11 protein-coding genes and 5 tRNA genes are annotated in these 14370 nt (G+C 34.3%); 1 reads left to right on the top strand and 15 read right to left on the bottom strand.

The window, feature by feature from the left end; translation table 11 throughout:
• Positions 1-16 precede the first annotated feature (16 nt).
• Complete coding sequence (locus tag Q4Q40_RS05365; RefSeq protein WP_303300698.1) at positions 17-244, top strand: (4Fe-4S)-binding protein; 228 nt, start codon at positions 17-19, stop codon at positions 242-244.
• A 252-nt stretch (positions 245-496) separates the two neighbouring features.
• Here Q4Q40_RS05365 and Q4Q40_RS05360 read toward each other — a convergent pair whose 3' ends face one another.
• The 15 genes from Q4Q40_RS05360 to Q4Q40_RS05290 form a co-directional block, all read right to left on the bottom strand.
• Entirely contained in the window at positions 497-814 is a 318-nt protein-coding gene (locus Q4Q40_RS05360) for a DUF3467 domain-containing protein (protein ID WP_303300697.1), read from the bottom strand.
• 88 nt (positions 815-902) lie between these two features.
• Complete coding sequence (rpoC, locus tag Q4Q40_RS05355) at positions 903-5204, bottom strand: DNA-directed RNA polymerase subunit beta' (protein WP_303300696.1); 4302 nt, start codon at positions 5202-5204, stop codon at positions 903-905.
• Positions 5205-5277: 73 nt separating this feature from the next.
• Positions 5278-9090 carry a DNA-directed RNA polymerase subunit beta gene (rpoB, locus tag Q4Q40_RS05350; protein ID WP_303300694.1) on the bottom strand — a complete coding sequence of 1271 codons (3813 nt, stop codon included), beginning with the start codon at positions 9088-9090 and terminating at the stop codon, positions 5278-5280.
• Positions 9091-9215: 125 nt separating this feature from the next.
• Positions 9216-9590 carry a 50S ribosomal protein L7/L12 gene (rplL, locus tag Q4Q40_RS05345; RefSeq protein WP_303300693.1) on the bottom strand — a complete coding sequence of 125 codons (375 nt, stop codon included), beginning with the start codon at positions 9588-9590 and terminating at the stop codon, positions 9216-9218.
• A 63-nt stretch (positions 9591-9653) separates the two neighbouring features.
• Entirely contained in the window at positions 9654-10175 is a 522-nt protein-coding gene (gene rplJ, locus Q4Q40_RS05340) for a 50S ribosomal protein L10 (protein ID WP_303300692.1), read from the bottom strand.
• 19 nt (positions 10176-10194) lie between these two features.
• Positions 10195-10884 (bottom strand): 50S ribosomal protein L1, encoded by a 690-nt coding sequence (gene rplA, locus Q4Q40_RS05335; RefSeq protein ID WP_303300690.1) that lies wholly within the window; start codon positions 10882-10884, stop codon positions 10195-10197.
• Between the two features lie 20 nt (positions 10885-10904).
• Positions 10905-11342 carry a 50S ribosomal protein L11 gene (gene rplK, locus Q4Q40_RS05330; protein ID WP_303300689.1) on the bottom strand — a complete coding sequence of 146 codons (438 nt, stop codon included), beginning with the start codon at positions 11340-11342 and terminating at the stop codon, positions 10905-10907.
• 76 nt (positions 11343-11418) lie between these two features.
• Positions 11419-11973 carry a transcription termination/antitermination protein NusG gene (gene nusG, locus Q4Q40_RS05325; protein ID WP_102754918.1) on the bottom strand — a complete coding sequence of 185 codons (555 nt, stop codon included), beginning with the start codon at positions 11971-11973 and terminating at the stop codon, positions 11419-11421.
• Positions 11974-11991: 18 nt separating this feature from the next.
• Positions 11992-12186, bottom strand: a complete 195-nt coding sequence (secE, locus tag Q4Q40_RS05320; protein WP_303300688.1) for a preprotein translocase subunit SecE — start codon at positions 12184-12186, stop codon at positions 11992-11994.
• Between the two features lie 153 nt (positions 12187-12339).
• A tRNA-Trp gene (locus tag Q4Q40_RS05315) sits at positions 12340-12412 on the bottom strand.
• Positions 12413-12475: 63 nt separating this feature from the next.
• Positions 12476-13663 carry an elongation factor Tu gene (gene tuf / locus Q4Q40_RS05310; RefSeq protein WP_303300686.1) on the bottom strand — a complete coding sequence of 396 codons (1188 nt, stop codon included), beginning with the start codon at positions 13661-13663 and terminating at the stop codon, positions 12476-12478.
• Between the two features lie 79 nt (positions 13664-13742).
• Positions 13743-13814: transfer RNA gene (locus Q4Q40_RS05305), tRNA-Thr, on the bottom strand.
• Positions 13815-13825: 11 nt separating this feature from the next.
• Positions 13826-13898: transfer RNA gene (locus Q4Q40_RS05300), tRNA-Gly, on the bottom strand.
• A gap of 75 nt (positions 13899-13973) precedes the next feature.
• Positions 13974-14055: transfer RNA gene (locus Q4Q40_RS05295), tRNA-Tyr, on the bottom strand.
• 141 nt (positions 14056-14196) lie between these two features.
• Positions 14197-14270 (bottom strand) — tRNA-Thr (locus Q4Q40_RS05290).
• Positions 14271-14370 lie beyond the last annotated feature (100 nt).

The following is a 14370-nucleotide window of genomic DNA, read 5'->3' as shown; positions in this document are numbered from 1 at the left end:
AAATAATGATCTACTTATGGAAACAAATGCTAATATTTTTAGTAATACGGATATTACTGTAACCTACAAACCCTGCATCTGCATACATGCAGAACGCTGTGCCAGACAACTTTCAAATGTTTTTAGAGATTCTGTTATTCCCTGGATAAATCTTGAAGGCGCATCTAATAAGGAAATCATAAAACAAGTTAAAAAGTGCCCTTCTGGAGCTTTACAGTTTTATTATAATAGAAAGGTTGCATAAATCTAACTTTGATTCTCCTCTGTAGATAAAAAATTTAGTTAAATTACAAATCAAACCGAAATAAGCTTTTTTAAGCTCTTTTATAGTCGCATCGACTAATATGATATGAGATTTAAAAAAAAAGTGATTAAACTAATCTAATTTTGACTCAAATTATTATTAGTATAATTAAAATTAATAAAAAACCTTTTTTATTATAACTAATTTTTATAAAACAAAAGCTCTTGAAAATTTCAAGAGCTTTTTGTTTTTTTATGCTTGACCTGTAGGTCCAAAATTTAAAGGTATTGGCGGTTGCTCATAATCTTTAATTTCACCATGAGCATTTTCAAATCTAGAAATGTTTTCACCTAAAGCTTTTAACAAACGTTTAGCATGTTGTGGGGTTAATATTATTCTAGACTTCACTTTACTCTTTGGAATTCCAGGCATAATATTTACAAAATCTACAACAAATTCTGAAACTGAATGATTAATAATAGCTAAATTAGAATAGGTCCCTTCTGCTACTTTTTCATCTAATTCAATGTTTATTTGACCTTGTTTTTGATTTTCTTTTTCGTCTGCCATAATTTATTTTTTTTAAATATAAAAAGCCTTCAAGTTAAATACATGAAGGCTTTTATTTTTTAGATTCCTGCCTTCGCAGGAATGACTATTAGTTATAATTTAATTCTTGTTTTACCTGCATCATTTCATCAAACTCTTGTTTAGAGCCTACAATGATATCTGTATAACTTCTCATACCTGTACCTGCTGGAATTCTATGACCAACAATTACATTTTCTTTCAATCCTTCTAAACTATCTATTTTACCAGCTACAGCTGCCTCATTAAGAACTTTAGTCGTTTCCTGGAATGATGCTGCAGAGATAAATGATTTTGTTTGAAGCGATGCCCTTGTTATACCTTGCAGTATTGGGGTAGCAGTTGCTGGTTTAGCATCTCTTGCTTCCACAAGTTGTTTATCTTCTCTACGTAAAATTGAATTTTCATCTCTTAATTCACGAGGCGTAATAATTTGTCCCGCTTTAAGGTTTGTTGAATCTCCAGCTTCTTCAATCACTTTCATTCCGAAAATATCATCATTTTCTTTAATAAAATCAGCTTTATGAGCTAATTGATCTTCTAAGAAAATAGTATCACCAGAATCAATAATACGTACTTTACGCATCATTTGTCTTACAACAACCTCAAAGTGCTTATCGTTGATCTTCACACCTTGTAAACGATATACTTCTTGTACTTCATTAACCAAGTATTGTTGAACAGCTGAAGGGCCTTTGATATTCAAAATATCGTTAGGAGTAATAGAACCATCAGAAAGTGGCATACCAGCTTTTACATAATCATTTTCTTGTACAAGAATTTGGTTAGATAACTTCACTAAGTATTTCTTAACATCACCTAATTTAGATTCTACGATAATCTCACGGTTACCTCTTTTGATTTTTCCGAAAGAAACCACACCATCAATAGCACTAACTACTGCAGGGTTTGAAGGGTTACGTGCTTCAAATAACTCCGTTACACGAGGTAAACCTCCTGTAATATCACCCGCCTTAGCAGATTTACGAGGTATTTTAACTAAAATTTTACCAACTTTAATTTTCTCTCCATCGTTAATCATTAAGTGAGCTCCTAATGGTAAGTTATAAGAACGAATCGTTTCACCTTTAGCATCCTCAATATGAAGTGTTGGAATAAGTTTCTTATTTCTAGACTCCGAAATTACTTTTTCTTGGAAACCTGTTTGTTCATCAATTTCAACTTGGTATGTAACACCTTGTTCTATATTTTCATATTTCACTTTACCAGCAAATTCTGAAATAATAACACCATTATATGGATCCCAAGAACAAACGACATCGCCTTTACTTAAGCTATCTCCATTTTTAGCATATATTGTTGAACCATAAGGAATATTATTTGTACTTAAAACAATACCCGTTTTCTTATCTGTAAGTTTAAGTTCTGATGTTCTAGAAATTACAATATCAGCAATATTTCCTTCACTATCTTCTCCTTTAACTGTTTTTAAATCTTCAATTTCAGCAAGACCATCAAATTTAACAGCTAGCTTATTATCTTCAGAAATGTTACCAGCAATACCACCCACGTGGAATGTACGAAGTGTTAACTGCGTACCTGGTTCTCCAATAGATTGTGCTGCAACAACACCTACAGCTTCACCTCTTTGTACCATTTTGCCTGTCGCTAAATTACGACCATAACATTTAGCACAAATTCCTTTTAAAGCTTCACATGTTAAAGCAGAACGTACTTCTACACTTTCAATTGGAGATGCTTCTATAGCCTTCGCTATATCATCTTCTATTAACTGACCAGATGCTAATAGCAACTCCTCTGTTAAAGGATTATAAACATCATTTAATGATACACGACCAACGATTCTCTCTTCAAGTGTTTCTACAACTTCATCGTTTTTCTTTAATGACTCAACTTCTACACCTCTTAATGTGCCACAATCTTCTGTATTAATAATAACATCTTGAGATACATCAACCAAACGACGTGTTAAGTAACCTGCATCTGCTGTTTTAAGAGCCGTATCTGCAAGACCTTTACGTGCACCGTGAGTAGAAATAAAGTATTCTAAAATAGAAAGTCCTTCTTTAAAGTTAGAAAGAATTGGGTTTTCAATAATTTCTCCCCCTCCTGCATTAGATTTTTTAGGCTTTGCCATTAATCCACGCATACCTGTAAGCTGACGAATCTGTTCTTTAGATCCACGAGCTCCAGAATCAAGCATCATAAACACAGAGTTAAACCCTTGTTGATCTTCGCGAATACGTTTCATTGACAACTCAGTCAATTCAGCATTTGTAGAAGTCCATATATCAATAACCTGATTATAACGTTCGTTGTTTGTTATAAGTCCCATGTTATAGTTACCCATAATACCATCAACTAAAGTATTGGCTTTATCGATCATTCCTTGCTTTTCTGGTGGGATAATAATATCACCTAAACTAAATGATAATCCACCTTGAAATGCAAATTTGAATCCTAGTGTTCTAATAGCATCCAAGAAATCTGCAGTTTCAGGAACTGACGTAAATTTCAAAATACTACCAATAATATCTCTTAATGATTTTTTTGTAAGTACCTCATTAATGTAACCAGCTGCTTGCGGTACGTGTTGGTTAAATAATACACGCCCCACAGTAGTATCTACAATTGCAGGGGCAAGCTTACCGTCTTCATTAATATCAATGGTTCTTACTTTAATACCAGCATTTAAATCTATTTTCTTCTCATTAAAAGCAATAACAACCTCTTCTGGCGAATAGAATGTTAATCCTTCTCCTTGAATAGGCACTTCTGGTGTAGATTTACGTAGCTTGGTCATATAGTAAAGACCAAGTACCATATCTTGAGAAGGTACTGTTACTGGAGATCCATTAGCAGGATTCAAAATATTATGAGATGCCAACATTAATAATTGACATTCTAAAATAGCTTCTGGCCCTAATGGTAAATGTACTGCCATTTGATCACCGTCAAAATCCGCATTAAATGCTGTACATACCAACGGGTGTAATTGGATAGCTTTACCTTCAATTAATTTTGGTTGAAAAGCTTGTATCCCTAATCTGTGCAAAGTAGGCGCACGGTTTAGTAATACTGGATGTCCTTTAAGAACATTTTCCAAGATATCCCAAACTACTGGCTCTCTTTTATCTATAATTTTCTTAGCTGATTTTACAGTTTTAACAATTCCTCTTTCTATTAATTTTCTAATTACAAAAGGCTTGTAAAGCTCTGCAGCCATATTTTTTGGTAAACCACATTCAAATAATTTCAATTCTGGTCCAACAACAATAACTGAACGTGCAGAATAATCAACACGTTTTCCAAGTAAGTTTTGACGGAAACGCCCTTGCTTACCTTTTAATGAATCTGATAATGATTTTAACGGTCTGTTAGAATCTGTTTTTACAGCTGAAGATTTACGTGTGTTATCAAATAATGAATCTACAGATTCTTGCAACATACGTTTTTCATTACGTAAAATTACTTCTGGTGCTTTTATCTCAACCAGCCTTTTTAGACGGTTGTTACGGATAATAACTCTTCTGTATAAATCATTTAAATCTGATGTTGCAAAACGACCACCATCTAACGGCACTAACGGACGTAATTCTGGTGGAATAATTGGAATTACTTTCATAATCATCCATTCTGGACGATTTTCTCTGTTTTGATTTGATTCACGTAATGATTCTACAACTTGTAAACGTTTTAAGGCTTCTGTTTTACGTTGTTTAGACGTTTCAGTATTTGCTTTATGACGTAATTCGTATGACAATGTTTCTAAATCAATTCTAGCTAACAATTCAATTAGACATTCAGCTCCCATTTTCGCAAGAAACTTATTAGGATCTGTATCGTCTAAGTATTGATTGTCTTGAGGAAGTTCTTCAAGAATATTTAAATATTCTTCTTCTGTTAAGAATTCCATTTTTTGCAATGGTTCACCTTCTTCATTTTTGGCATTACCAGGTTGAATTACTACATAGCGTTCGTAGTAAATAATCATATCTAATTTCTTAGATGGTAAACCTAATAAATAACCTATTTTGTTTGGTAACGACCGGAAATACCAGATATGAGCCACAGGAACTACTAAATTAATATGCCCTACTCTATCACGACGTACTTTCTTTTCTGTTACTTCTACACCACAACGGTCACAAACGATTCCTTTGTAGCGAATTCTTTTATATTTACCACAAGCACATTCGTAATCCTTTACAGGACCAAAAATACGCTCACAGAACAAACCATCACGTTCAGGTTTGTGAGTTCGATAATTGATAGTTTCTGGTTTTAAAACTTCACCTCTAGACTCTGCTAGAATAGACTCTGGTGATGCTAAACCAATTGAGATTTTGTTAAATCTCTTTACTGTATTCTTATCTTGTTTTCTTGCCATTTCTTTATAGTATTCAGTGTTCAGTGTTCAGTGCGCAGTGCCTACTGCTGACCGATTACTGTAAACTATTTTATTACTCCTCTAATCTAATATCTAATCCTAATCCTTTCAATTCATGCATAAGTACGTTGAAAGATTCAGGTAGTCCTGGATCTGGCATTGGTTCTCCTTTAACTATACTTTCGTATGTTTTTGCTCTACCAATTACATCATCAGATTTTACTGTTAAGATTTCACGTAATGTACTTGATGCTCCATAAGCTTCAAGTGCCCAAACTTCCATCTCTCCAAAACGCTGACCACCAAATTGTGCTTTACCACCCAATGGCTGTTGTGTAATTAATGAGTAAGGTCCTATTGAACGTGCGTGCATCTTATCGTCTACCATATGTCCTAGTTTCAACATATAAATCACACCAACTGTTGCTGGTTGATCGAAACGTTGTCCAGTTCCACCATCATATAAATAAGTATGTCCGTATCTTGGAATTCCAGCTTCATCTGTAAATCCGTTGATTTGGTCTATTGTTGCTCCATCAAAAATTGGCGTCGCATATTTGCGGTCTAATTTTTGTCCAGCCCAACCTAATACCGTTTCATATATCTGACCAATATTCATACGAGACGGTACTCCAAGAGGATTTAATACAATATCAACAGGCGTTCCATCTTCTAAGAATGGCATATCTTCTTGACGAACGATTCTTGCAACAATACCTTTGTTACCGTGACGCCCTGCCATTTTATCTCCTACTTTAAGTTTACGTTTCTTAGCAATATATACTTTTGCTAATTTGATAATTCCTGCTGGTAATTCATCCCCTACAGAAATTGTAAACTTCTCACGCCTTAAAGAACCTTGTAAATCGTTTTCTTTAATTTTATAGTTGTGAATTAAATCTGCAACAAGTTGATTCGTATGTTCATCTGTTGTCCATTTACCTGATACTAAATGCGCATAATCATCAACGGCATTTAACATTTTAAGTGTGAATTTTTTACCTTTTGGTAATACTTCTTCACCTAAATCATTAAAAATACCTTGAGCTGTTTTACCATTTACTATAGTGAAAAGTTTTTCGATTAAAACATTCTTTAAATCATCAAACTTAGCATCGTAAATGCCTTCTAATTGTAAGATATCATCTTTATCTTGAGCTCTCTTACGTTTATCTTTTACGGCTCTGGCAAATAATTTCTTTTCAATGACAACACCATTTAAAGATGGTGATGCTTTTAAAGATGCATCTTTTACATCTCCAGCTTTATCACCAAAGATCGCACGTAATAATTTTTCTTCTGGAGTTGGATCAGATTCCCCTTTAGGTGTAATCTTACCAATAAGAATATCGCCTGGTTTTACTTCTGCACCAACGCGAATCATTCCGTTTTCATCTAAATCTTTAGTAGCTTCTTCAGAAACGTTAGGAATATCATTTGTTAACTCTTCATTACCTAACTTCGTATCTCTAACTTCTAAAGAATACTCATCAATATGGATAGATGTAAAGATATCTTCACGTACTACTTTTTCAGAAATTACAATCGCATCCTCAAAGTTATATCCTTTCCAAGGCATAAAGGCTACTTTCATGTTTCTACCTAATGCTAACTCACCTTTTTGAGTTGCATAGCCTTCACATAAAACTTGTCCTTTAGCGACTTTATCTCCTTTAACTACAATTGGTTTTAGGTTGATAGAGGTGCCTTGATTCGTTTTTCTGAATTTTACTAATTGGTATACTTTAATATCGCTATCAAAGCTTACTGCAGCTTGATCTTCAGTACGATCGTATTTTATTTTTATTTCGTTTGCATCTACATAAAGTACTTCTCCGTTTCCTTCTGCATTAATTAATACACGAGAATCTGAAGCTACTTGACGTTCTAATCCTGTACCAACAATTGGTGATTGTGGTAATAATAATGGTACTGCCTGACGCATCATGTTAGATCCCATCAAGGCTCTATTCGCATCATCATGTTCTAAGAACGGAATTAAAGATGCCGAAATTGATGATATTTGGTTTGGAGCTACATCTGTATAATGTAGGTCATTAGGATCAATTACTGGGAAGTCACCTTCCATTCTAGCAATTACCTTTTCATGTAAGATCTTACCAGATTCATCAACTTTAACAGTTGCTTGTGCAATTAATTTTTCTTCTTCTTCTTCTGCACTTAAATATGTTGGTACGTTTTCAATGTCTACAACACCTTCGGTTACTTTTCTATAAGGTGTTTCAATGAATCCCATAGAGTTCACTTTAGCATATACTGAAAGTGAAGAAATTAAACCAATGTTTGGTCCCTCTGGTGTTTCAATAGGACATAAACGTCCGTAATGTGTATAGTGTACATCACGCACCTCGAAACCTGCTCTTTCACGAGATAAACCTCCTGGTCCTAATGCAGATAAACGACGTTTGTGTGTGATTTCAGCTAATGGATTTGTTTGATCCATAAACTGAGATAATTGGTTTGTACCAAAGAATGAATTAATTACAGACGATAAAGTCTTAGCATTAATTAAATCTATTGGTGTAAAAACCTCATTATCACGAACATTCATACGCTCACGAATCGTACGTGCCATACGTGCTAAACCAACACCAAATTGTTGAGATAATTGCTCACCAACTGTACGTACACGACGGTTAGATAAGTGATCAATATCATCAATCTCTGCTTTAGAGTTGATAAGCTCGATTAAATATTTTATGATAGTAATGATATCTTCTTTGGTAAGCACTTGCTTGTCCATTCCGATATCTAACTGTAATTTCTTATTCATTCTGTAACGTCCAACTTCTCCTAAAGAGTAACGTTGGTCACTAAAGAATAATTTATCAATGATACCACGTGCTGTTTCCTCATCTGGCGGCTCAGCATTACGTAATTGTCTGTAGATATGTTCAACAGCCTCTTTTTCTGAGTTTGTTGGATCTTTTTGAAGCGTGTTGTGAATAATGGCATAATCACCTTGTTCAGCACTTTCTTTGTGTAAAAGAATAGTCTTTACATCTGCTTCAATAATTTCTTCTACATTTTCTTTATCTAAAATAGTATCACGATCAAGCACAATTTCGTTACGCTCAATAGATACTACTTCTCCTGTATCTTCATCAACAAAATCCTCATGCCATGTGTTTAATACACGTGCTGCTAACTTTCTTCCTAAATACTTCTTTAATCCAGATTTAGATACTTTAACTTCTTCAGCAAGATCAAAAATCTCTAAAATATCTTTATCACGTTCAAAACCAATAGCTCTAAACAATGTTGTAACAGGTAATTTTTTCTTTCTATCAATGTAAGCATACATTACCTGATTTATATCTGTAGCAAATTCAATCCAAGATCCTTTAAAAGGAATCACCCTAGCTGAATATAATTTTGTACCATTTGCATGGAAAGATTGACCAAAGAATACGCCTGGAGAACGATGCAATTGAGAGACTACGACACGTTCTGCTCCATTGATACAAAAAGTACCACTTGGCGTCATGTAAGGTATTGTTCCTAAATACACATCTTGAACAATGGTTTCGAAATCCTCATGTTCAGGATCTGTACAATATAACTTTAACCTTGCCTTTAGTGGAACGCTGTAAGTAAGCCCTCTTTCAATACACTCATCAATAGCATATCTTGGTGGATCTACGAAGTAATCTAAAAATTCTAAAACAAATTGATTACGAGAGTCTGTAATAGGGAAGTTTTCCATGAAGGTGTTATAAAGACCTTCATCACCTCTTTCTTCAGATTTTGTTTCTAATTGGAAAAAATCCTGGAAGGATTTAATCTGGATATCCAAGAAATCTGGATATTCTGTTCTATTTACAATAGACGAGAAATTTAATCTTTCAGCTTGTGTTGATAACATCAATGGACGGAATTATGATTAAAAAATAATAGTGATAACGTATGTAATAATTATATACGCAAAATGGTTTAGGTCTTGAAGATGATTCTTCAGACCTAAACCCTTATGTGTTTGAATTGGTAAGCTTACTTAAGCTCAACCTCAGCCCCAGCCTCTTCTAAAGAAGCTTTTAAAGCTTCTGCTTCATCTTTAGTTACTGCTTCTTTGATAGCACTTGGTGCTTCGTCAACTAAACCTTTAGCTTCTTTTAATCCTAAACCAGTTAATTCTTTAACTAATTTTACAACAGCTAATTTAGAACCACCAGCTGCTTTTAAGATAACATCAAATTCAGTTTGAGCTTCAGCTTCTTCTCCACCAGCAGCAGGACCAGCAGCAACTGCAACAGCAGCAGCAGCAGGCTCAATACCATACTCATCTTTTAATATAGTAGCTAACTCGTTTACTTCTTTTACTGTTAAGTTAACTAATTGTTCTGCGAAATCTTTTAAATCTGCCATTTTTCTATCGTTTTAATAAATTTTAATAATAATATAATTGTAATAAGTGCGTACTGTTTAATACTATCCTTCTTTTTCAGATAGTGTTTTAATAATTCCAGCAATGGTTCCTCCACTTGATTTAAGTGCAGAAATAACATTTTTAGCAGGAGATTGTAATAATCCAATGATTTCTCCTAACAACTCTTCTTTAGACTTGATATCTACTAACATGTCTAATTGGTTGTCGCCTATATAAACCGTTTCCTCAATAAAGGCTCCTTTTAATAAAGGTTTCTCTGATTTTTTACGGAAGGTTTTTATTAACTTAGCTGGTACATTACCTGTTTCTGAATACATCACTGATGTATTTCCTTTTAAAACAGAAGGAAGTTCACCAAATTCTCTATCTGATGCTTCCATTGCTTTTTCTAGTAATGTATTTTTAACAACTGCTAACTTTACGTTTGCTTTAAAACAAGCACGACGTAAATCTGAGGTTATACCTGCATTTAATCCAGAAATATCTGTTAAATAGATATTTGCATTATCAGCTAATTCTGCAGTTAATTCCTCAATTACTTGTGATTTTTCTTCTCTTGTCATAATAAAAGTTTTAACTTAATTAACCAATTTTAGGATCAATAGCTATACTAGGACTCATTGTAGAAGACATAAATATGCTTTTTACATAAACTCCTTTTGCTGTTGTTGGTTTTAGTTTCATTATAGTTGTTAATAATTCATTTGCATTACCTGCAATTTTATCAGCACTAAATGATGCTTTACCTATAGCAGCGTGTACAATACCAGTTTTATCAACTTTGAAGTCAATTTTACCAGCTTTTACTTCTGTTACAGCTTTAGCAACATCCATAGTTACTGTACCTGTTTTTGGGTTAGGCATTAAACCACGAGGACCTAACACACGTCCTAAAGGACCTAATTTACCCATAACGCTAGGCATAGTAATAATAACATCAACGTCTGTCCATCCACTCTTGATTTTATCAAGGTACTCGTCTAAACCAACGTAATCTGCTCCAGCTTCTTTAGCTTCGGCTTCTTTATCTGGTGTCACTAATGCTAATACTTTCATATCTTTACCAGTACCATGTGGAAGTGAAACCACTCCTCTTACCATTTGATTAGCTTTACGAGGATCTACTCCTAAACGTATTGCTAAATCAATTGATGAGTCAAACTTGGTATTGGTCATTTCTTTTATTAATGCTGATGCTTCATCAACAGAATAAATTCTACCTTTTTCTACTTTTGCTAAAGCCTCTTTTTGCTTTTTTGTTAATCTTGCCATTTTATAATGTCTTTAATAGATTAATTAGGGAACTTTCCTGTTACAGTTATTCCCATAGATCTTGCTGTACCAGCAACCATTTTCATAGCAGACTCTGTAGTAAATGCATTTAAATCTACCATTTTGTCTTCTGCAATAGTTTTAACCTGATCCCAAGATACTTTAGCTACTTTTTTTCGGTTTGGTTCACCTGAACCTTTTTTCACCTTGGCCGCTTCTAATAATTGTACTGCAGCTGGAGGAGTCTTGATTACAAAATCAAATGATTTGTCTTTGTAAACAGAGATAACAACTGGTAATACTTTACCAGCTTTATCTTGAGTTCTAGCATTAAATTGCTTACAGAACTCCATAATGTTAACTCCAGCAGCACCTAAAGCGGGTCCAACCGGTGGCGACGGATTCGCTGCACCTCCCCGAACTTGTAACTTAACTACTTTACCTAATTCTTTTGCCATTTTTAATAATTTAGTTAGATACGCTTCTTTTAATTTGGAAGCAAAAGAACGTATCTTTTATATAGTGTAACAATTATTATACTTTTTCTACTTGCATATAACTTAATTCTAATGGTGTTTTTCTTCCAAAAATCTTAACCATTACTTCTAGTTTACGCTTTTCTTCATTTATCTTTTCTATAGTACCATCAAATCCATTAAATGGTCCATCTATAACTTTTACTGTTTCTCCTTTTGTAAACGGAATGGCAACATTAGCTGTTTCTTCAACAGATAACTCATCAACTTTACCTAACATCCTATTTACTTCAGATTGTCTAAGTGGAACAGGATCGCCTCCTTTAGTTTCACCTAGAAATCCAATTACATTAGTAACCGAACGTATTATATGAGGTACTTCTCCTGTTAAATTAGCTTGAACCATAATATATCCAGGGAAAAATACTTTTTCCTTATGGATTTTTTTTCCATTTCTAATTTGAATCACTCGTTCAGTAGGAACTAATACTTGATCAACATAATCTTGAAGACCTAATCGAGCAATTTCATTCTCAATATAAGTTTTAATCTTATTTTCTTGACCACTTACAGCTCTAACAACATACCATTTTTTTTCGCTTACTTCTGACATAAAATCAACATTAATCTTTTAATTAATTAACTCAAAGTAATAGCTTACAACTTTGCTAAACACTGTATCTATCCCCCAAATTGCTAAGGAAAATAAAATTGAAAATACAGCAACTAAAATTGTTAGGCTTTGTGCTTCAGCCCATGAAGGCCAACTCACGTTATTTTTAAGTTCTTCAAATGATTCTTTTACGTAATTTACAATTCCAGCCATTTATTATTTTTTTGAACACTTCACTTTGATTGCTCTCGGTTCGGTGTAAACTTTCTTAGAAACTTTTGTTTCTTAGGTAATAATTGCACGGTTCTAAGAGCGACTACTACGACTATGCTCAGCATAACTTATCGCTCATAATCCTTTGCTTTGCACGGGTTGAGAGACTCGAACTCCCGACACCTGGTTTTGGAGACCAGTGCTCTACCAACTGAGCTAAACCCGTAAATATAAGTCAAGGTATTCCGCAAAAGCGAAATACCTTTAGCTTATTATTTATTTAACTGTATTAGTCTAGAATTTCAGTTACTTGACCAGCACCTACTGTTCTACCACCTTCACGAATCGCAAAACGTAAACCAACGTTCATTGCAATAGGTTGAATTAAATCAACAGTAATAGTTAAGTTATCTCCAGGCATAACCATTTCAACTCCATCAGGAAGTGCAATGTTTCCAGTTACATCAGTTGTACGTACGTAGAACTGTGGACGGTAGTTATTATGGAATGGTGTATGACGACCACCTTCGTCTTTTTTAAGGATGTAAACCTCTGCTTTAAATTTAGCATGTGGTGTTACAGAAGCTGGCTTACAGATTACCATACCTCTTGAAATTTGAGACTTCTCAATACCTCTTAATAAGATACCAGCATTATCTCCAGCTTCACCTCTATCTAATATTTGACGGAACATTTCGATACCAGTAATAGTAGATGTTAATTTTTCAGCACCCATACCAATGATCTCAACTGGATCACCTGTATTAGCTATACCAGTTTCGATACGACCTGTAGCAACAGTTCCACGACCAGTAATTGAGAATACATCTTCAATAGGCATTAAGAAATCTTTATCAACTTCTCTTGTTGGCTCTTCAATCCAATTATCAACAGCTTCCATTAACTCTAATACTGTATCCACCCATTTTTGTTCACCGTTAAGTGCACCTAAAGCAGAACCAGCAATTACAGGCCCGTTATCACCATCATATTCATAGAAAGACAATAAGTCTCTTACTTCCATGTCTACTAATTCGATTAATTCTTCATCATCAACCATATCCACTTTATTCATGAATACAACTATACGAGGAATACCTACTTGACGCCCTAATAAGATGTGCTCACGAGTTTGTGGCATTGGACCATCTGTTGCAGCAACTACTAAAATAGCACCATCCATTTGTGCAGCACCAGTTACCATGTTCTTTACGTAATCGGCGTGACCTGGACAGTCAACGTGAGCGTAGTGACGGTTTAATGTTGCGTATTCTACGTGAGATGTATTAATTGTTATACCTCTTTCTTTTTCTTCAGGAGCATTATCAATTTGATCAAATGATCTTGCTTCAGAATAACCTGCATCAGCTAATACTTTAGTAATAGCAGCAGTTAAAGTTGTTTTACCGTGATCTACATGTCCAATTGTACCTATATTTAAGTGTGGTTTTGAACGATCGAAAGTTGCCTTTGCCATGTTTTTTAAATAATTTAATCTTAGTTATATAATAATAATAATATTAGTGTATTCTAATTTTTTTTAGTCTTTAAAATAGAGCCAATGACGGGAATTGAACCCGTGACCTCTTCCTTACCAAGGAAACGCTCTACCCCTGAGCTACACCGGCTTAAATATTAGAGCGAGAGACCGGGTTCGAACCGGCGACATTCAGCTTGGAAGGCTGACGCTCTACCAACTGAGCTACTCTCGCAATTATTTACAATTCTAAGTAAAATTTCCATTTCCAAGAACAACCTTATATTATTATTAGGCAATCTAAAAAATGTGGGGAGAGCAGGATTCGAACCTGCGAAGACGTAGTCAGCAGATTTACAGTCTGCCCTCGTTGGCCGCTTGAGTATCTCCCCAATTAAACTTATTTCACTTTTTTAAAGAACTTTAGTCGGTAAAGGAACTTCCTTCGACTGCGTTCAGGATAACTTTTTGTTCCTTTTCAATTTAATTGCTTTTCACAAAGAAATTGAATCCTGTTTCGCTTTTATATTTTGAGCCGATGGAGGGACTCGAACCCACGACCTGCTGATTACAAATCAGCTGCTCTAGCCAGCTGAGCTACATCGGCTTTTTTCTATACTTTTTATGCATAAAAAAGTCCGCTATTTCTAACGGACTGCAAATGTATAGATTTATTTTTTTAATTAAAACATTTTTTAAGAAATTTT

Source organism: Flavivirga jejuensis, from assembly GCF_030540765.1.
Taxonomy (GTDB): domain Bacteria; phylum Bacteroidota; class Bacteroidia; order Flavobacteriales; family Flavobacteriaceae; genus Flavivirga; species Flavivirga jejuensis.
This window is presented reverse-complemented; position numbering and strand designations above follow the sequence as displayed.

Coding starts and splice junctions, on each gene's coding strand:
- rpoC (WP_303300696.1), bottom strand. CDS start 5,204: ATGGCAAGAAAACAAGATAAGAATACAGTAAAGAGATTTAACAAAATC.
- rplL (WP_303300693.1), bottom strand. CDS start 9,590: ATGGCAGATTTAAAAGATTTCGCAGAACAATTAGTTAACTTAACAGTA.
- rplA (WP_303300690.1), bottom strand. CDS start 10,884: ATGGCAAGATTAACAAAAAAGCAAAAAGAGGCTTTAGCAAAAGTAGAA.
- Q4Q40_RS05365 (WP_303300698.1), top strand. CDS start 17: ATGGAAACAAATGCTAATATTTTTAGTAATACGGATATTACTGTAACC.
- rplJ (WP_303300692.1), bottom strand. CDS start 10,175: ATGACAAGAGAAGAAAAATCACAAGTAATTGAGGAATTAACTGCAGAA.
- nusG (WP_102754918.1), bottom strand. CDS start 11,973: ATGTCAGAAGTAAGCGAAAAAAAATGGTATGTTGTTAGAGCTGTAAGT.
- rpoB (WP_303300694.1), bottom strand. CDS start 9,090: ATGTTATCAACACAAGCTGAAAGATTAAATTTCTCGTCTATTGTAAAT.
- rplK (WP_303300689.1), bottom strand. CDS start 11,342: ATGGCAAAAGAATTAGGTAAAGTAGTTAAGTTACAAGTTCGGGGAGGT.
- Q4Q40_RS05360 (WP_303300697.1), bottom strand. CDS start 814: ATGGCAGACGAAAAAGAAAATCAAAAACAAGGTCAAATAAACATTGAA.
- tuf (WP_303300686.1), bottom strand. CDS start 13,663: ATGGCAAAGGCAACTTTCGATCGTTCAAAACCACACTTAAATATAGGT.
- secE (WP_303300688.1), bottom strand. CDS start 12,186: ATGGCTGGAATTGTAAATTACGTAAAAGAATCATTTGAAGAACTTAAA.